Source organism: Streptomyces sp. NPDC088794 (genome assembly GCF_044750545.1).
Lineage (GTDB): Bacteria > Actinomycetota > Actinomycetes > Streptomycetales > Streptomycetaceae > Streptomyces.
Genome location: NZ_JBIVKB010000021.1, coordinates 113054 through 130644, shown reverse-complemented (window position 1 = coordinate 130644; position 17591 = coordinate 113054). Strand labels below are relative to the sequence as shown.

16 protein-coding genes are annotated in these 17591 nt (G+C 67.0%); 10 read left to right on the top strand and 6 right to left on the bottom strand.

Translation table 11 applies throughout. From position 1 onward, the window contains the following. The first annotated feature begins 1 nt into the window (after position 1). A complete protein-coding gene (locus ACIP6U_RS42525) occupies positions 2-952 on the top strand; it encodes an NlpC/P60 family protein (protein WP_401728270.1) in 951 nt (316 codons plus the stop codon). Positions 953-962: 10 nt separating this feature from the next. On the opposite strand, the gene ACIP6U_RS42520 is transcribed toward ACIP6U_RS42525, so the two are convergent. Continuing rightward, positions 963-1829, bottom strand: coding sequence for a serine/threonine-protein kinase (locus tag ACIP6U_RS42520; protein ID WP_401728269.1), 867 nt, complete (start codon positions 1827-1829; stop codon positions 963-965). A 243-nt stretch (positions 1830-2072) separates the two neighbouring features. Here ACIP6U_RS42520 and ACIP6U_RS42515 point away from each other — a divergent pair, with 243 nt between their 5' ends. Next, complete coding sequence (locus ACIP6U_RS42515; RefSeq protein ID WP_401728268.1) at positions 2073-2219, top strand: hypothetical protein; 147 nt, start codon at positions 2073-2075, stop codon at positions 2217-2219. Positions 2220-2620: 401 nt separating this feature from the next. On the opposite strand, the gene ACIP6U_RS42510 is transcribed toward ACIP6U_RS42515, so the two are convergent. Beyond that, positions 2621-3037: an ATP-binding protein gene (locus tag ACIP6U_RS42510; RefSeq protein WP_401728266.1), complete on the bottom strand. Its 417-nt coding sequence runs from the start codon at positions 3035-3037 to the stop codon at positions 2621-2623. Between the two features lie 424 nt (positions 3038-3461). Further along, positions 3462-3767: a transposase gene (locus ACIP6U_RS42505; protein ID WP_401728264.1), complete on the bottom strand. Its 306-nt coding sequence runs from the start codon at positions 3765-3767 to the stop codon at positions 3462-3464. Between ACIP6U_RS42505 and ACIP6U_RS42500 the strand changes: the two genes are divergently transcribed. The 7 genes from ACIP6U_RS42500 to ACIP6U_RS42470 all read left to right on the top strand — a co-directional run bounded on the left by ACIP6U_RS42500 (position 3736) and on the right by ACIP6U_RS42470 (position 12001). Further along, positions 3736-4179, top strand: coding sequence for a hypothetical protein (locus ACIP6U_RS42500; protein ID WP_401728334.1), 444 nt, complete (start codon positions 3736-3738; stop codon positions 4177-4179). The two genes, ACIP6U_RS42505 and ACIP6U_RS42500, sit on opposite strands and share 32 nt — an antisense overlap. Positions 4180-4632: 453 nt before the next feature. Then, positions 4633-5460: a FadR/GntR family transcriptional regulator gene (locus ACIP6U_RS42495; RefSeq protein ID WP_401728262.1), complete on the top strand. Its 828-nt coding sequence runs from the start codon at positions 4633-4635 to the stop codon at positions 5458-5460. A 252-nt stretch (positions 5461-5712) separates the two neighbouring features. After that, positions 5713-6483, top strand: coding sequence for a hypothetical protein (locus ACIP6U_RS42490; protein WP_401728260.1), 771 nt, complete (start codon positions 5713-5715; stop codon positions 6481-6483). A gap of 233 nt (positions 6484-6716) precedes the next feature. Next, positions 6717-7475, top strand: coding sequence for a DUF998 domain-containing protein (locus ACIP6U_RS42485; RefSeq protein WP_401728259.1), 759 nt, complete (start codon positions 6717-6719; stop codon positions 7473-7475). Between the two features lie 130 nt (positions 7476-7605). Continuing rightward, on the top strand, positions 7606-8442 hold the full coding sequence (locus ACIP6U_RS42480) for an oxidoreductase (RefSeq protein ID WP_401728257.1): 837 nt from the start codon (positions 7606-7608) through the stop codon (positions 8440-8442). A gap of 281 nt (positions 8443-8723) precedes the next feature. Then, entirely contained in the window at positions 8724-9704 is a 981-nt protein-coding gene (locus ACIP6U_RS42475; RefSeq protein ID WP_401728255.1) for an alpha/beta hydrolase, read from the top strand. A gap of 983 nt (positions 9705-10687) precedes the next feature. Next, a complete protein-coding gene (locus tag ACIP6U_RS42470; RefSeq protein WP_401728253.1) occupies positions 10688-12001 on the top strand; it encodes a glycoside hydrolase family 71/99-like protein in 1314 nt (437 codons plus the stop codon). A gap of 70 nt (positions 12002-12071) precedes the next feature. Here the strand turns inward: ACIP6U_RS42470 and ACIP6U_RS42465 are convergent, their stop codons facing one another. Beyond that, positions 12072-12833 carry an alpha/beta fold hydrolase gene (locus ACIP6U_RS42465; protein ID WP_401728251.1) on the bottom strand — a complete coding sequence of 254 codons (762 nt, stop codon included), beginning with the start codon at positions 12831-12833 and terminating at the stop codon, positions 12072-12074. A 349-nt stretch (positions 12834-13182) separates the two neighbouring features. On the opposite strand from ACIP6U_RS42465, the gene ACIP6U_RS42460 reads away from it, so the two are divergent. Further along, a complete protein-coding gene (locus tag ACIP6U_RS42460; protein WP_401728250.1) occupies positions 13183-14517 on the top strand; it encodes an ABC transporter substrate-binding protein in 1335 nt (444 codons plus the stop codon). Between the two features lie 65 nt (positions 14518-14582). On the opposite strand, the gene ACIP6U_RS42455 is transcribed toward ACIP6U_RS42460, so the two are convergent. Continuing rightward, a complete protein-coding gene (locus ACIP6U_RS42455) occupies positions 14583-16529 on the bottom strand; it encodes a DUF2264 domain-containing protein (protein ID WP_401728249.1) in 1947 nt (648 codons plus the stop codon). Positions 16530-16570: 41 nt separating this feature from the next. Continuing rightward, positions 16571-17587: a hydroxyacid dehydrogenase gene (locus ACIP6U_RS42450; RefSeq protein WP_401728248.1), complete on the bottom strand. Its 1017-nt coding sequence runs from the start codon at positions 17585-17587 to the stop codon at positions 16571-16573. Positions 17588-17591 lie beyond the last annotated feature (4 nt).

Here is a 17591-nt window from a genome sequence, read left to right as displayed (position 1 = left end):
CATGGCGAAGGTCGCCTCCGCGGTCCTAGGAGCCGTGATCCTGCTATTCGTTCTGGCCGCGGCCGGCGCGGGAGGCATGTTGTCGGCCTTCGGAAGCAGTAGCACCCAACCCAGCTCCGCCGCGATCACGGACATCCCAGGTGACTACCTCGGGCTGTACATGAACGCCGCCGCCACCTGCCCCGGGCTGGAGTGGTCCGTCCTGGCGGCCATCGGCAAAGTTGAATCGGACCACGGACGTTCCCCACTCCCCGGTGTACGCAACGGCACCAACGACGCCGGTGCCCGTGGCCCAATGCAGTTCCTTCTCTCCACCTTCCGAAGCGTCGTCGCCAAACACCCACCGCCCGAGGGCGGGGCCAACCCGCCCTCTCCCTACGATCCGCACGACGCCGTCTACGCGGCTGCCGCGTACCTGTGCGACGCCGGCGCCCGAGACGGCAAGGACCTACCCGGCGCCATCAAGGCCTACAACCACGCCGACTGGTACGTCGCCGATGTCCTCGCCCAGGCCCAGACATACGAAAGCAGCGAGGGATTCGGCGCGAACACCGCACCGAGCTCAGCCGCCCGGGAAGCGATCAACTACGCAGAGGGGCAGCTCGGCCTGCCCTACGAATGGGGCGGCAACGGTCCCGGCACCGGCGACACCGGTTTCGACTGCTCCGGACTGACCAAGGCGGCCTACGCTGCCGCGGGCATCTCCCTGCCCCGAACCGCCCAGGAACAGTTCGACGCGGGCCCGCAGGTACCTTCCGGGCAGCTCCTCAGAGCTGGAGACCTCGTGTTCTACGGCAGGCCGAACGGCGGCATTCATCACGTCGGCCTGTACGTCGGAGACGGACAAATGATCGATGCGCCCCGCCCTGGCAAGCCGATCCGGATCGAGCCCTATCGGTATCGGGGAGACGACTACGCGGGTGCGACACGACCAGCCGACCGGCGACCGTAGTCGCTTCGAGTCATCCTGCGTCTGGCATCAATCGTGGTTCCTCCCAGAACTCAGGTGTTGCCTCAAGTTCCACGAGGAAGTCCTGCGGCTTCTGATAGCGAAGTTCGGGATCACGAGTCAGGCACCTGCTCAGCACGTTTCGCAGGGCGGGCGACCCCGCCGGGCCGTCCACCGAGATGTCCTCAGTGATGAGCCTGTGGAGACTGGCAACGGCACTGGAGCTCTCGTAAGGCGATCGGCCGACAAGGCACCGGTAGAGCACCATGCCCAGTGCGAACAGGTCGGCCCTGATGTCTCCCCCACCGTCAATTACCTGCTCTGGCGCCATGTAGCTCGGCGTTCCGATCAACACGCCGATCTGTGTCAACTCCCTGCCGCTTTCTTCCAGAGCTCGGGCTAGGCCAAGGTCGACGATCACAGCACCGCGAGTCGGGTGAAGGACGACATTCGACGGCTTGATGTCGATCCGGTACAAGCCCACGGAATCCATGTACCGCAAAGCCTCGCCCAGATCCTTTCCGATGTGGGCGGTCTCCGCAGGAGACAACACACCCACCTCATTGAGATAATCGGCAAGTTGACGTCCCTCAATCAACTCCATGATCAGCGCGTGTTCCGGAGATTCGACGAACTGAATCGTGTGGGTGATGTTGGGATGCCGCATCTGCATCCCGATGCGGGCCTCTCGATGGAACCTGGCCAACATGGTCTCGTCCGTCGTTGTATTGTCGTGGGCGTCTCCAGGTTCAGGTGGTGTCCCCGAGAAGACGTCTTGCTGCCACCGGCCGGACGCGTAAAAGACGCTGATCACCGAAGCCCCCAACTTTTCCGGCGGAGTACCTGCGGGGTCCCGGCAGCCGCGAGCAGGCCATCGCATGGGGTGAGCAGGAGGCGCCCGAGCCGGACAGCTGCGACAGCCTGGACCAGATCTTCGTGATCCGCGTCCACGACGACCACATCCATCTACCGAGATACCCGGGCGTCGCTGCAGCGCCCCCACACGAGGAACAGCCGGGGAGCTGGTACGCGGTCCGCGCCGACGGAGGTGTTCGCGCACACCCGCGCCGTGTCTACTTCCGCGAACGGGCATGCCATGACCGGGGAATGCCCGGAGTGTCCCGTGGAGACCATCGCCAGCGGAGACTTCACCGAGGTCCTCGAAGCTGCGCTGGCCGACGGCGCCGACACCACTCCGCTGACGACGCCCGATGTGTGGACCCCGTTCGCCGACGTGGTGGCTCCTCGGTCAGTCGCCCTCTCGCTCTGATGTGAGGTGTCCGGCTCGGATTCATCGCAGGTCAGTCTTCGAACAGGGCAGCTTGAGGGCGGGTTGGCAAGCAGTATGAGGGGCCCGGTTCCCCGGCGGAGAGTCTGCTGGGCGTGAGAAAGTGGGCCAGAAGCCCGACCAGTAGTGGCGGCTCGCACACGGCCTACACCATGACTGCGACCATTGCCGCAGCCACAGTGACTGCGGCGAAGACGACTATGGCGGCCCGGCAGCTCCGAAGCAGATCGGTGACGTGTTCGCACCCCACCGCATCGCGCTGATCATCGAACGCCGGTTCCAGCCAGTAGCCCCCCCCCAGCAGAGCCGCGAAGGGCACAAGGTCGTCATCACGATCCTCCACGGCCTGGCTAACGACCGATCGAGGAATCAGCAACACCTGTTCAGCTGTGCGATGTGACGGCGGTGGGGCACGGCACGACAGCCGCCACCGTCTTGCCCGCCGCACGGACCTCGACCCGCACGTCCACCGTCAGCTCCTGCACCAGAAGCCAGCCGAAGCCGCCCTGCCTGGTGAGATCCGGAGGCAGGGAGCGCGGAGAAACGGTGCTGGCATCGTGGACCGCTACGGTCACCGTTCCCGGTCCGGCCTCCAGCCTGAACCCGGTCGCCCCGCCGGCATGCCGCACCGCGTTGGTGAACAGCTCCGACATCACCAGCAGCACGGTATCCACCGCGTCCTCGCCCTCCGGCGCGGCCAGGGCCAGGAACCCACGGGTCACATTTCTGGCCTGCCCAACCGCCCGCAGGCCGCTGTCGTCGCCAAGGGGCCAGAGATCTTCTTCGGAGGGATGCGTCATCACGGTCTCCGATGGCTCAGTCGTCGAGTTTCCTACCGTGCCCTGAACATGTCAGATCATCTGGCGAATATGCAGCCGTCACTCTCAAGGGTCATAAGGGCGTCCCAGGGGTCGAACGCCAGACCGAGGACTCAACCGCCAGTTCGAAAACGGGCACCACGATGGGCCAGTGCGTGGTCGTACCCCGCGGCCGCGACCCGGTCCTCCTGGCCACCGTGCTGAGGATCAGCCGCATGTGCTGACGAACCGCACTCGCGACCCGTACTGCACCCGTACGAAAGGGTAGCCAGCCGTCGGGCACGGGTTCGAGCCGCGCCGCCGCGCGCGTCCGCCCGAATGTCGCCGCGCCCCAGGATCCTGGCCTCGGCCCCCATCAGCAGCCGCCGCTGCCTCTTGTCCAGATGTGGGAACAACACCCAAAACTTCACAGCGAGTTGGCCACGGACGGGTCTGATGCAGGTTTGGGTGACAGATGCGGCATCTGGGTGGTAGTGCGCCTGCGTGATGGCCATCCGGTGCAGGGCTGCGTTGAGTTGGCGATTGCCGGTCCGGCAGAGTCGATGCGTGCGCGGTTGCCCGACCATACGGGGAGCGGCACGGTGCCGTTGTAGCGGGTGTAGGCGCTCTTGGCCCCGAATCGACGGATGTCGGCCGTCTCTACGAGGATCTTCGCCGCATTGAGAATGCCGCAGCCGGGGATGGCCAGCAGGCTGGGCGCTGAGTCGGTCACCAAGACGCTGATTTCCGCTTCGAAAGAGCGGATTCTCGGCGGTGAGCCGAGAGCACTGCTCCAGCAGGCACCGGGCCAGGCAGGCCACGGTTCCGTCCCGAACGGCCAGCTCCTTGGCGAGCGCCTGGAGCTGCTTGGTGCGGATGAGACAACGGGCTGGCGGGTCCAGACTGGGGTCGATCTCGCGCAGGTGCCAGCGCAGTCGCTTGATGACCCTGGTTCGCTCGGCAATCAGGTCATCGCGATGGTCGACGAGCAGGCGGATCTCCCGGGCGGGACCGTCCAGGCAGGCAACGGGCAAGTCCGGCCACCGTTGGGTGTGACGACTGTGGAAATCTTCAAGCCTGTGCCGCCGCACACATGGGGGGTTCGCCGGACACGGGGGCGGCCATCGTCTGATCCTGCACTTTGACCAAGGTGCGCGTGACAGGTCGTTCGGGCTGACGATGCGTTGGCAAACGCGCTGCCTGCCAGTTCCCTGGCTGTCGACTACAGCCTACGGATGCGCGCAGACGGGGACCATCGCCACACCAAGACGTCTGTTCGAACCGCGCGTTCCATGATCAGTTGAGATGCGACTACCTCACTCTGAAGCCGGCCCCCGTCCCGACAGAGACCATCTGGCTGCTACGCGGAGAACGGGCAGATCGTCCACGCCCGGCGAAGGGATCGCTGACGCCCCCGCCAACGCGTCCACTTGCCTGCCGTATCGACCGCCTGTCCGGATACGAATGCGCTTCGGTGAGCCCGATGTGCGAATACAGCCCGCGGCCGAACGATGTCCGCCGCTGGGATGCTATGGTTCTTCAACCTACCAAGTAGATAGGGGAACCAATGCCCGATCCCGTCGGGGAGTGATATGTCCATGCCTGAGACACCCGCACGGATCTTCCGCGGGCGAGTCGCCGACCAAATCGTTGAGGACCTGCGCGGACAGATTCTCGACGGCACGCTGCCCGACGGCTCACGACTGCCGTCCGAGCGCGAACTCGCCGCCTACTACGACGTCAGCGGACCCACCATCCGTGAGGCGATCCGCGTCCTGACCGCGATGGGCTTGGTCAACACACGCAACGGCAGCCGGGCGGTGATTACTGCCCAGGGCGACACCCTTCTCGCAGTGTCCATCGCCTCGCTGGTCCAGGTGGAGAAGGTCAGCGGAAGTGAAGTCTTCGGTCTGCTCGGCGCCCTCAACGCTTACGCAGCCGAACTCGCCGCCACTCAAGCGAGCGACCAGGAGGTCACCCGACTCCGGGAGGCGTCACACGCAATCCCTGCCAGCGAGGGCGTGGCCCCGACCGCCACAGCCCTGCGTGAGTTCTTCAACACGCTCGCCACAATCTCGCACAACCCCCTGCTTGCCGCACTGTGCCGGTTCATCACCGAGATGCAGATCGAGCTCGCGGTGAAGCTTGCCGAAAGCGACAACCGCGACTTTGTACAGGTTGTGAACTCGCTGCACACTGAGCGCATGCGGATCGTCGCCGCCATCGCCTCCCGGGACCCACAGCACGCGGCCGCCATGGTTCGTAACTACCACCGACTGACCGTCGAGCAGATCGTCGAGGCCCGCAAGGCCGCTGGCGACAGTCCCGTTTCAGGGACCGGGCTCACCGAGGCACTGACCACATGGCTCAGGACAAATGTCACCTTGAGCGGCCAGGCAACCAGCCCTCGGGGCAGTCTTCCGTAATACCGCCCCCACCCGCGAGGCCGCCTCGACTGCAACGGCGTTGTCGTATACAGGCCTATCCGTACAGTGCCTGATTCACTCCATAATCTATGAAAAGCCGATCACAGCGGTTCAGTTACCGCCGATCGGCTATTCGCGTTACCTTGCATCAAGCATTTCCTGAACACAGGGAACTCTTAAGTAATTTCAATTCGTCTCACATTTTCGGAAGGAATGATTCCCCTGGTATCAAACCGACCGAGGAGCCAACTCATGAATGCGACTAACCCGGCAAGCCCGTCCGGCGACGGCGACGCAAGCGCCACCACCCGCCGCACACACCGAAAAGGCGGACTGCAACTGATGAACAAGAAGACCGCCCTGATTGCCGGTGCGGTACTTACCTGTGCCCTGGCCGGCTTTGCAACGGTGGGTACCTCTTTGGCCTCCACGCCGTCGGCGGATCCGTCCGTGTCCCCGTCGGCCCGTCCCACGGACGGTGGCCAGCGAAGCGATCCCTCCGACGGCGGAGCGACGGGCATTGTCCAGTCCGTGTCGTCGTCAGGATTCACCTTGAAGACGGCCACCGGCGTCACTGTCACGGTGAGCGACACCGCCTCCACGACATTCACCAAAAACAGTCACCGCACATCGGCCAAGGAGTTGAAGGACGGGGCGAGCGTCCTCGTCTTGGGGCTGGTTGACAGTGCCGACATCACGGCGTCCAAGGTCATCGTCCAGCCGCACGGCGACGGCGGAGCAGCAGCCGCGGAGGCGGCGGGAGTGATCGCGTTCCAGCAGGGCTCGCCCTCCCCCACGAAGTCGGTAGGCAAGATTCCCGACTACACCGAGGGTGAGGGCACGATCGTCAGCGGCTCGACCGCCGACAAGGCCACCAAGGCCGCGCAGGCCGTCGTGCCCGGTGGTATCGCCGACCGCGTCGTCAAGCTCGACGACGGCGAGTACGAGGTGCACAACATCAGCATCAACTGGCCGCACCACGTCTTCGTGAACAAGGATTTCAAGGTCGTCGGCTGGGAATAAGCGGCAGGCCCCACGGGCCTCGCCACCACTGACGGGCCGCCCCTGACATTCCCCCGGACGGGGGCGGCCTGCGCCCGCCCTCTGCTCACAACGGCACCCATCTCACACACACAAGCCGTGATGTAACCGTGACCCGCAGGCCGGATTGTTACCCCCTTTCCTGCATTCCCGAGTGGTCGGCGCCCTGTGCCGGACGTACGTTGGAGCCGACTGGCACAGCGGAAGGAAATGTAATGAGTACAGTCAGCCGTAAGCATTATTTCTGGATCTGGGGAGGGCTCGTCTTCATTTTCACGACTCTCCAGTATTTCGCAGCGCAGATCCTTGTTTCGGCTGCCTGGAAGGACCCCTCTTACAGCTGGAATCGCAATTATATCAGCGACCTGGGGAACACCGCCTGCGGTGACTTCTCGCTCGCGGGGCATGTCTCCCGAGTCTGCTCGCCCAAGCATGGCATGATGAACGCGTCATTCATGGTGTCCGGTGTTCTACTCATTATCGGCGCACTGCTGCTGTGGCGCCTGTGGCCGCACACCAAGCCTGCCCGGGTCGGTGAATTCCTGCTGCTGCTCGCCGGCCTGCTGAAGATCGTGGTGGGCCTTGCCCCCGAAAACAAGAACCTCTCGCTGCACACCCTCGGCGCCACCAACCTCGTGATCGGCAGCGTCGCGGTCCTGCTGCTGAGCCTCTCGGTGCGCCGCAGTCACCCCGTGGTGCACTGGCTGGGCATCCTCACCAGCGTCGTCGGCCTCGTCGGCGGCACCCTCTTCACCATGTCCCAGCGCGCTGGGCACAGCCCGATCCCGGGGCTCGGCGTAGGCGGTCTGGAACGCTTGGCGGGCTACCCGTTCAACCTGTGGATGGTCGGCATCGGTCTGCTCGCCATCGTGCGCGCCAGTGGGGAGCCCCTGCGGTCCCGCTCGCAGGCAGACGGCGCAAGCGGCGTTCCCGTCGGCCCCGAATCGCGGCACGCGCACCGCGCAGCCAAGTAGCCTCCGGCACCCGACCGGTTCGCGCAGAGCCATTGCGCGATCCCGGGATGAACCGAGTGCCGGATGCCGGGCCGGTTGACCAAACCCCCGAGTCAACCGGCCCGGACACACCTGAACAGAAAGGAGTTCCGTGAGCGTTTGGCTAGTCACAGGAGCCTCTCGCGGCCTCGGCGCGGAGATCGTCGCCGCCGCTCTGGCAGCAGGACACCAGGTCGCCGCGACAGCGCGCGACGCCGCCGCAGTCGAGGCGCGCTTCCCGGACGCCGGCTCGTCCCTGTGGACGGCTTCCCTGGACGTCACCGACGGCGCCCGGGCCACCACCGTGATCGAGGAAGCCGTCACCCGCTTCGGCCGTATCGACGTGGTGGTCAACAACGCCGGGCGCGGAATCCTAGGTGCGGTCGAGGAGGTCTCGGACGAGACCGCCCGCGCGGCCTTCGACACCAACGTCTTCGGCACCCTGAACGTGCTGCGCGCCGCCCTGCCCGTTCTGCGTGCCCAGCGGTCGGGGCATGTCATCAACATTTCGTCGGTCGGCGGGTTCGTCGGCAGCGCGGGCTGGGGCGTCTACAACTCCACCAAGTTCGCGGTTGAGGGCTTCAGCGAGGCCCTGGCGCGCGAGGTCGGCCCCCTCGGTATCTCCACCACCATCGTGGAACCCGGATACTTCCGTACCGACTTCCTCGACGGTACGAGCCTGCACACCGAGACTCGCGTCATCGACGACTACACGGACTCGGCCGGTGCCATGCGCCGGACCGCTGAAACCGTCAACCACGACCAGCCCGGCGACCCCGCGAAGGCGGCGGCGGCCATCGTGCGGATCGGCGGGAAGGCGGACGCCCCACTCCGTCTGCAGCTCGGCCCGGACTGCTACGCCCGTGTTTCGGAGAAGCTCAGTTCCGTGGCGGCCGAGCAGGATCGTTGGAAGGACGTCGCGTTCTCCACGGACCACGACCCGTCCTGACCTGCGCGGCCGCGCTCGCGGCCCCGCGAACCGCTGGCCCCTCGTGGCCCAATCGGGGGGTTGGCCATCCGCCTCGCTTCGGGCCGGTCCCCGCCGGCTACCGGCGCGAAGCGCTGCACGCAACCCGAAGTACAGTCCCGCTCGAACCGAGCCGCATCGGTCCGCCCACCGCGAACGTTCACATTCAGTTCCGGATAGCCCTTCGTCGGCCCGGCGCAGGTGACCGTCCCCCCTGTGGCGGGCGGAACGTACCGAGGCGCCCGACAGACGGAGAACCCGCGTTGAGCATCACCCGCCACAGCATCGCCGTCGACGTGACGGCGGCGATGCCGACAGACCGACCCACGGCCGAGCCGATATATATCACTGCCACGGTGGTGGCGGACCGCCACGCCCTGGCCGAGCGGCCGGTGATCGTACTGGCCGTCACCGGCGGCACCTACCACCGGCGCTACTGGGACCTCCAGCCGCCCGGGCGGGCTGGTTACAGCCAGGCAGCCTCGCTGGCCGCCCACGGTGTCGTCTTCGTCGCCTGCGACTACCTCGGTGGCGGCGACTCAACCCGGCCGGACGACGGCGACTTCATGACTCTGGAAGTAGCGGCCGACGCCTCCCACGCGGTTTACGAACAGGTGCGGGCGCTCGCGGAGCGAGGTGAACTCACCGAGTCGCTACCGGCAGTGCCGGACGCCACGTATGTCGGCATCGGCCAGTCGCTCGGCGGCCTCATCAGCATCATTCAGCAGGGCAAGTACGGAGACTACCCGGCTCTGGGGATCTTCGGCGCCTCCCCGCGGGTCATCACCAACATCCCCGAACACAAGGAAATCGCTGGCCTCCGCGATGCGCCAGCCGCGGCCCGCCACGCCCCGGCCACGCCTGACGTCTCCGCACTGCCGATGTACCACGGCGCCCCACGTGAAAACTTCCGCGGTGTCTTCCACGTCCCCGACGTCCCCGACGACCTATGGACCTACGACGAGGACGCCTGCCACACACTCATCTCGCGAGCCATCGCCGCCGACGGCATGGTCCCGGGCCTCACCGCGCCGTTCGCTGACCTGATCGACGTCCCGGTCTTCCTCGCGTTCGGCGAGTACGACGTCTCAGTCCATCCTCGCAGCGAGCCCGCGGCCTACCCTCGCGCGCCCGAAGTCACGGTCGTCGTAGTTCCCGACATGGCGCACATGCACAACTTCGCCGACACCCGTACGCAGTTGTGGCGGCGCTTCGCCGACTGGCTGACCGTCACCGCCCGCTGACGGTCCGACCGCACCGGCCGCGTTCCCCGAAGTCGGCCGTACTTACCAGCGCTGTAAAAGTAGTTACTCTCCACACCCTACCGGAAGGCACCATCAGCTTTTCGGCCGATGGGACGTCCCTGCCGTGCGACGTCAGTTCACACCGCCCCCATCTGCACCTCGTTGGAAGGTCACAAAGTTTCCTCCCGGAAAATCGCGCCGCGCGAAGCAGTCCAGGATGTTGACAGCGAACAATCCACCGAATTTGCTACGTCTGGCACTCGCTTGAGACCGCCCCGAGTCCCTACGTAAACGTTCCGACATGCTCTAACCGAGCCACGTACCGCCCGACAGCTTTATCCCTCCCTCTCATTCCTGAGGACTCGCTGTGATATCACACCTATCCAGGCGTGCGGAAATTATCGACGGGGTGTTGGGGACTAGCAGATTAGCCATCCGGGAACCTACAGGGGAACCATGTCGCCTCATCGCCCACCACTGCACCGTCGGCTTCGGTGGGTCTACCTACAACCGGCCCGCTGAGCTGCGCGATCATGGCCAAAACGGCCACTGCTGCTGCAGTAGCCAAGATCATGACGTCGCGAACACCCGGCCCGTTGCTCGGTCTCGATCGACCGCATCCTGGAGGTCAGGCCGGAGAACGGTTCTTCGACGCGACCGTTGCCCCGCAGTTCAATGCCGGCCTCCAGGCACGGACCGTGGCGTGCAGCGCCGAGTGACCAACGCTGTCCGCGATAAGGGCACCTATATGTCCACCTGGTGAAAATGTAGGACGCACTGCCCCCGTCGGCCTCGCCTAACGGCATTCACCCTGCGCAGGCCGGCTACGACGAATGGCGCGATCTGATTCCATGCCCTCTGGTCGGCTCCTGGGCCCCTTCGTCGCCTGCATTCCCGGGATACCAGCGCGCAGCACTGTCGGTTTCCGTCCCTCCGTTCCAGCTTCTCGTTTCGACACACCACCTTCAGATCTAGGAGCACGTGTGAGCAAGGCACCTCATAGTCGCCGGAATTTCCTTCGTGGTGCGAGCGCGCTGGGCGTAGGAGCCGCAGGCGTCCTGGCCGGAATCGGCGGTACCTCTCCCGCCTCCGCCGACCCGGCCAAGAAGCCTTCGCCGAGGCACCACAGAACGGCGCCGCGAGTCAAGGGCAAGGTGTACGCGGGCTACCAGGGCTGGTTTGCCGCCGCCGGTGACAACTCCCCGCTCAATGCCTGGACCCACTGGGCCAGCGGCACTCCGAAGGCGGGCAACCAGACCTTCGAGCTGTACCCGGACATCTCGGTCTACCCCGACGCCGGGCTATACCAGACCGGCTACGCGAACCTCGGCAACGGCGAGGCCGCCAAGCTGTTCAGCTCGTACTCAACCGCTGTGATCGACCAGCACTTCAAGTGGATGAAGAGGTACGGCATCGACGGCGCGGCGCTCCAGCGCTTCGGCAGCGACATCGTCAACATCGGCAAGCCACGCCTGCAGCAGCGCAACGACATCCAGTCCAAGGCCCGGGACGCCGCCGAGAAGCACGGCCGTGGCTTCTACATCGAGTACGACCTCAGCGGTCTCAACGACACCAACATGGTGGCCACCGTCCAGAATGACTGGACGGGCACCATCACGGGCACCTTGGACCTGACCTCCTCGCCGTACTACGCGCGGGAGAAGGGCAAGCTAGTGGTCCATCTGTGGGGCCTCGGCTTCACTAACAGGCCTGGCACCGTGGACAGTTCAGTGGAACTGATCAATTGGTTCAAGGCACAGGGGTGCTATGTCATCGGCGGCGTGCCGCGTGGCTGGCGCACCGACGCCAACGCCAAGCCCGGCTACGGCCCGGTGTATGCCGCGCTGAACATGGTGTCTCCGTGGAACGTTGGCAACCCGACCGTCGACCAGCAGTTGTTCATCGACGACCAGGCGGCCCTCAAGGCTAATGGCCAGGAGTACCAGCCGGTCATCTACCCGGGCTTCGCGTGGTCCAACTGGCACGCTGGCTCACCGAAGAACGAGATCCCGCGCCGCACCGGCCAGTTCATGTGGGATCAGGCTGTTGCGGTCGCCAACTGCGGTACCACGACCGCCTTCATCGCCATGTTCGACGAGTACGACGAGGCCACGGCGATCGCGCCCGCCGCGACGGACATCTCGCAGATCCCTTCGGACCAGTACTTCCTCACGCTGGACGCCGACGGTACGCACGTGTCGTCGGACTTCTACCTGCGTCTCGCGGGCGCGGCCACAAAGATGATCAGCGGTAAGACGAGGATCCGCAGCACTATCCCGATCCCGTACACGCGCTGAGCAGTTACGCCATAGCGCGGCCGCGGGCAGGCCTGGACATGATCCGGGGCCGTCCGCGGCCGTTCCCATTTCAGGACCGGACGGGCCAGGTCTCGGCCAGGAAGCCTGTGAGCACCTCGGACACCTCGCCGGACCGCTCAAGACCGGGGAAGTGCCCGGCCCAAGGGAGTTCGAGGTGGCGTGCGCGATCGACCCGGCCCGGAAGACGGCCGGCGATATCCCGGAAGTCCGCCATGTCGTGTGCTCCCGACACAGCCAGGCAGGGCGCGGTAATCCGTGCCAGGTCCACGCCGGCCGGCGCAGAGGTGTACTCGGCGGCACGCTGGACCTCGTACGCGTGCCGCTGCATGTCACGGACTCGGTCGCGGACGCTGTCGTTGGCCTGCGGCCCCAGCCAGGTCGTCAGGCTCAATTCCACGGCGCCAGGGATGTCACCCGCGGCCAGCAGTGCCTTCTTGCGCCGGGTGTAGGCGCTGAGCGCGGGACCCGGCGCGTGCCCAGGCATTCCCGCGCACAACAACGCGACGGCGGTGACCGCAGCTGGGCGCAGCGCCGCCACCTCGAGGGCGACCTCTCCACCGTGCGATGAGCCGATCAGGGCGAACTGCTCGAGGCGCAGGTGATCGAGGAGGGCGCAGACATCCGCGGCGTCGCTGAACGGGCCGTCCGCCACCGGGGTTTCGCCGAACCCACGGAAGTCACATCGCATCACGCGGTAGCCCGCCTTGTGTAGTGGCGCCAGCTGCGGGTCCCACATGCGGCGGTCACATACGGACGAGTGAAGCAGCACGACGGTGGGGCCGTCCCCGCTGATGTCGTAAGAGAGGGTCACCCGCCGGAGGGTAGCCCAGCCGCCCCCTACCTACCTGATCCTGTGCGTTTACCCAGAAACTTGTCTACCTGCTTGTCAGGTGTCCTTACGGCCCGGTATTCCTTTCAGGCCATCAAGTGGACCTCTCCCCCGTGACGATGTGGCAGCGACGGCGCCTGAGCGACTCGGTCTCCAGACCGGGAACCCGCCCTCACATCGTCCCCGGCGCTCGCCAGCTGCGCCGTGCGAAGGACTCATGCTGGAGCGGCGGTTCGTAGGCCGCGGCGCCGGCCTGTCATCCGCGTTCCCAGGGCGCAGCCGCAGCAGCGCCTTGGCCGCATCCGAATGCTCCCAGGACGAAGGAGCCACGATGTCATCCGACCTGTCCCACAAAAAGCCCGATCCCACCCGCCGCAGCGTGCTGCGCGGTGCCACCCTCGCGCTGAGCGCTCCGGCCCTCGTGACCCTCGGCGCCACGGCACCCGCATGGGCCTCCTCCCCGGCCGCGGACTTCAAGGGAATCACGCTCAAAGTCCTTGCCAACAGTCCGCACGCGTCGATGTACACGACTGTTCTGGCGCCCGCTTGGAAGAAGAAGACGGGAGGCACTCTTGAGGTGACCGCCGTCGACTACGCGTCGATCACCGACCGCGTGATCCAGGACGTGACCAGTGGCAAGGGCGAGTTCGACATATTCGATTACTACTACTACGGGCTCGGCGCGATCGCCGAGGCTGGCGCTCTGGTCGATCTGACCGACTGGATCCGGGCCCGTGCGGACCTGCACACCCGTGACTACCTGCCGTCCCTCTATGACGCGTACACCCTTCACAAGGGGCGCCGCTACGGGCTCCCGTACGACGGGGATCAACAGCTGGTCTTCTACAACCGGGAACTGCTCGACGCCTACGGGCTGCGCCCGCCGCAGACCTGGGACGCCTATGACGCCATAGCCAAGGTGATCACGAGAGGGGGTGGCGGTCAGCACTACGGAGCGGTGGTGACGGGGCAGACCGACCCCATGGTGCTGGGGTGCGCCTTCATCAACCGACTCGTCGGCTACGGCGGTGACTTGGTGGACCGTTATGGCAGGCCAGTGCTGACCAGTCCGGCCGCGCTAGCGGCGGCGCAGCATCTGGTCGGCATCGCCCCGAACGCCCTGCCCACGCCTACGGCGACCGGCCTCGACGCCTCCACGGCCTCGTTCCTGAGCGGGAAGGTGGCGCTGGTCGAGACATGGACTGGCATCGCGCGACGGGCCGATGACCCAACCCTGTCGGAAGTCACCGGGAAGTGGGGGGCTGTTGCGATCCCGCGCGGCGGCGCTAACCGAGGCCGGCGCACCCCTCTCAACGGGGGCTACGGGCTGGGCGTGTCCGCGCTGTCGAAGAACCGGCAGGCGGCACTGGAGTACATCGCGTGGGCAACGGGGGCCGACGAGATGCTGCTGGAGACGACCCGGAAGAACAGCGCGATCGACCCGAACCGCGAGAGTGTGCTGCACTCCGGTACCTACGCGACAACCACGCCGACCGCGTACCCACTGATCCGGCAGGGCCTCGAGGGGACCCCGCTGGTGTGGCCGAAGAACGCGTCCGCGCCTGCCAACCTCCAGCAGCTGGTGGAGCATCTGGCGTCAGCCATCGAGGGCAAGCAGAGTGCGGTCACCGCGCTGCGCAAGGCGCAGGCGGGCTGGCAGTACTGACCCCCAAAGGGCCGCCGCACGGCTAGGGTCCGACGATGTCGGCAGCCCGCCCCTCCTGGGCTGTCCTAGCGGGGTCCGGGCAGCCGGATGGTGTCCTGGTTGCCATCGGGCCAGCCGACGTCCACGAGGAGGTCGTTCCCCTCAGCCCTGGTGGTGACGACCGGCGGGGTGCCGCCATTGCCGAGACGGATCAGGGCGACGTGGACCGTGCCGTGCTCGACGGGTCCCGCAGTCTCCAGGAAGGGGATCGCCGACCGCTCGCCGATCGCGTTTCCGCCGCTGGAGACGGCGATCCGTGCGTGCGGGAGGCCGGTGGCGCCGGTGATGCCGGAGACCAGGCCGCCGGTCCCAGTGATCTCGGCCGTGGCAGCGGTGGTGGCATCTGGTGCGGTGCCGGAGTCGATCGCCACGGGCCAGCCGCCCACGCGCAGGACGTGTCCGGCGTTCGTGCGTTCTTCTCCTGGCGCCGGGTCGACCCGGACCGCCCGTACCTCGAAGGCGCCGCGCAGTGCGGAGCCCACGGTGATCCAGGGCCCGGGGGCGTACCGTGTTCGGGGGCCGCCGAAGGGGTCCCAGGTGGCGTTCTCGGGCCAGTGCGCGCGGGACCGGGAGACGGCGGTGGCACCGTCGACGGAGATCCGCGCAATGGGGCGGCGGTGCGAGGTGCGTCCCGCCGCATCAAGCAGGGCGACCGCGTTGTCGAGAGGGTCGGTGGCCGCGCACGACGCGGGTCCAGCGGTGGGGTCTCCGGGGGTCTCGGGCGCGGTGTGCGTGGAGTATGCGAACCGGGCGTAGCAGGGGTCGTCTGCATGCGGGCGGGACGGGTCGGCGTGGTCGCCGCCGTGGTTCACGATGCGTACCACTCCGTCCGACGCGGTTCCGGAGACGAGCCATCCGGGTGCCGCCAAGGTATGGGTGTAGTCGCCCCTCTCGACCGCGAGTGGCTGCTGCGGCGCGGTCCAGACGGGGTGCTCGGGCGGCAGGGCGAGGCCGATGAACCCCTTAGACGCCCAGTACGGCGATGCGGGTCCGGAGTACACCTGGAGCACGCCGCGGAAGGGGCGGTGCCAGCCGAGGGTGAGCAGACCTCGGTTGTCGGTCGCCCCGTGCCGCTCGAAGTGGTCGAGCATGCGGTTGGCGGCGGCCCGGGTCTCCCCCGGTGCCAGCGGGGTGGCGTCGAAGAGGGCTCCGGTCCACAGCGGGGCGAGGGCGGCGTGCCGGTAGGTCAGCGAGCGGCCCTGGACGAGCGGGGAGCCGTTGGCTCCGATCAGCAGCCGCTGGTCGGCGAGGAAACGGCGCAGTCTGGCGCGGTAGCGGTCGAGGAGGCCGGTGGGGGCATCGGCGCCGAGGATGCGGCAGAACCACAGCGGGTACAGGTGCATGGCCCAGCCGTTGTAGTGGTCGTAGTTGCGCCGCTCGCCGCCGGTCAGCCCGTCGGAGTACCAGCCGTCGCCTGCGTACCAGCCGTCGTTGAGGGCGATCACGCGGTCGAGGTCGTCCTGGCTCCAGGTGCCCCCTGTGGTGCGGGCGAATGCCTCGGTGACGGCCTGGAACCAGATCCAGTTGTTGCCGGGCATGACGTTGCCGACCATCGGCGCGAGCCAGTCAAGGACTTGGCGGCGGACCCGGTCGTCGAGGCGGTCCCAGACCAGGGTCCGGGTCTCATGCAGGGCGAGGGCAATGGACGCGGCCTCCACCTTGGCCTGGTTGCATTCGGTGAAGGTGGGCCAGCGGTTGGAGTTGTGCGGGTCGGTGCCTGCGGCGAGCCCGGCGGCGTACCAGCCGGCGAGGTCGTGTGGGTCGTGGCCGCCCGCTCCGGCGAGCCGGAAGCCGGCTAGCAGGAAGGTGCGTGCGAACCCTTCGAGGCCGTCGCTGAGCCGGCCGTTGAAGCTGGCGGTGCCTGGCAGGTGGATGAGGGCGTGGTCGTCGGTCGCGTATGGCCTTACGGAGAGCAACAGCCGGTCGGCGGTCTGCTCCCAGTGGGCGCGGTCCTCGGATGGGGTGCGATTCACTGCTGTGGATCTCCTGGACGGGAGGGTGCTGCTGTGCTGGGTCAGGCCAGGCGGGGCAAGGTCTGCCGGGTGACTTCGCCGCGCAGGGGTTGTCCTGCCACCCAGCGTTCGACCTCCTCGACCGCGTAGCGGCCCAGGCGGGCGACCTCGTCGCCCTGGGTGCCCGCGATGTGCGGGGTCACGAGCACGTTGGGCAGGTTCAGCAGCGGGTGGTCGGCGGACAGCGGTTCGGGGTCAGTGACGTCGAGATAGGCCTCAAGGCGTCCGCTCGCACACTCCGCGGTAAGGGCGTCGGTGTCCACGATGGAGCCGCGTGCGGTGTTGATGAGGGCGCCGCCGTCGGGGATGAGGGCGAGCAGATCGGAGTCGAACAGGCCGGTCGTCTCGGACAGCAGGGGCGCGTGGATGCTGACCACGCCGGAGCGGCGGCACAGGTCGGGAAGTTCGACCCGTTCCGCGCCCAGCAGACGGGCATCTTCGTCGGTGAGGTAGGGGTCGCTGACCAGGACGTGGTACGCGGCGTCGGCCGCGACGAGTTCGGTGATGACGCGGCGTCCGATGCGGGAGGCGCCGAGGATGCCGACCGTGAGGCCGTCGGCGCCGGACCGGGCGTCGAAATCGGGCCAGCCGTCTTGATAGCGCGCTGCCATGGACAGAGTCCTCCGGGCGGCGAGCGCGATCAGTGCAACGGCGTAGGAAACGACGGGTCCAGCGTTGGCGTCGGCAGCCGAAGACACGGCGATGCCACGCTCCCAGACGACATCGCTGACCAGGGACTTGACCGTGCCTGCTGCATGCATCACGGCTCGCAGCCGGGGGGCTCGCGCCAGCACCTCGGCGGTAAGGGCGGGGCACCCCCAGCCGCTGATCAAGATGTCCGCGTCGGCCAGTGCCGCTGGGAAGTCGGCCTCGCGGTCGAGGACGACGGGGTCGGCGGCGAGCCGGACCGACGCGGACAGTCGGTCCCGCAGCTCCTGAGGAAGGATCCGCGAGGCGACGGCGGGATCCATCACGCACACGGCGTTCGGGCGCGTGACGCGCCCCTCACGGGCTGTCATGAAC

Coding starts and splice junctions, on each gene's coding strand:
- ACIP6U_RS42460 (WP_401728250.1), top strand. CDS start 13,183: ATGTCATCCGACCTGTCCCACAAAAAGCCCGATCCCACCCGCCGCAGC.
- ACIP6U_RS42500 (WP_401728334.1), top strand. CDS start 3,736: ATGGCCAGCAGGCTGGGCGCTGAGTCGGTCACCAAGACGCTGATTTCC.
- ACIP6U_RS42525 (WP_401728270.1), top strand. CDS start 2: ATGGCGAAGGTCGCCTCCGCGGTCCTAGGAGCCGTGATCCTGCTATTC.
- ACIP6U_RS42450 (WP_401728248.1), bottom strand. CDS start 17,587: ATGACAGCCCGTGAGGGGCGCGTCACGCGCCCGAACGCCGTGTGCGTG.
- ACIP6U_RS42490 (WP_401728260.1), top strand. CDS start 5,713: ATGAATGCGACTAACCCGGCAAGCCCGTCCGGCGACGGCGACGCAAGC.
- ACIP6U_RS42495 (WP_401728262.1), top strand. CDS start 4,633: ATGCCTGAGACACCCGCACGGATCTTCCGCGGGCGAGTCGCCGACCAA.
- ACIP6U_RS42520 (WP_401728269.1), bottom strand. CDS start 1,829: ATGCGATGGCCTGCTCGCGGCTGCCGGGACCCCGCAGGTACTCCGCCG.
- ACIP6U_RS42485 (WP_401728259.1), top strand. CDS start 6,717: ATGAGTACAGTCAGCCGTAAGCATTATTTCTGGATCTGGGGAGGGCTC.
- ACIP6U_RS42510 (WP_401728266.1), bottom strand. CDS start 3,037: ATGACGCATCCCTCCGAAGAAGATCTCTGGCCCCTTGGCGACGACAGC.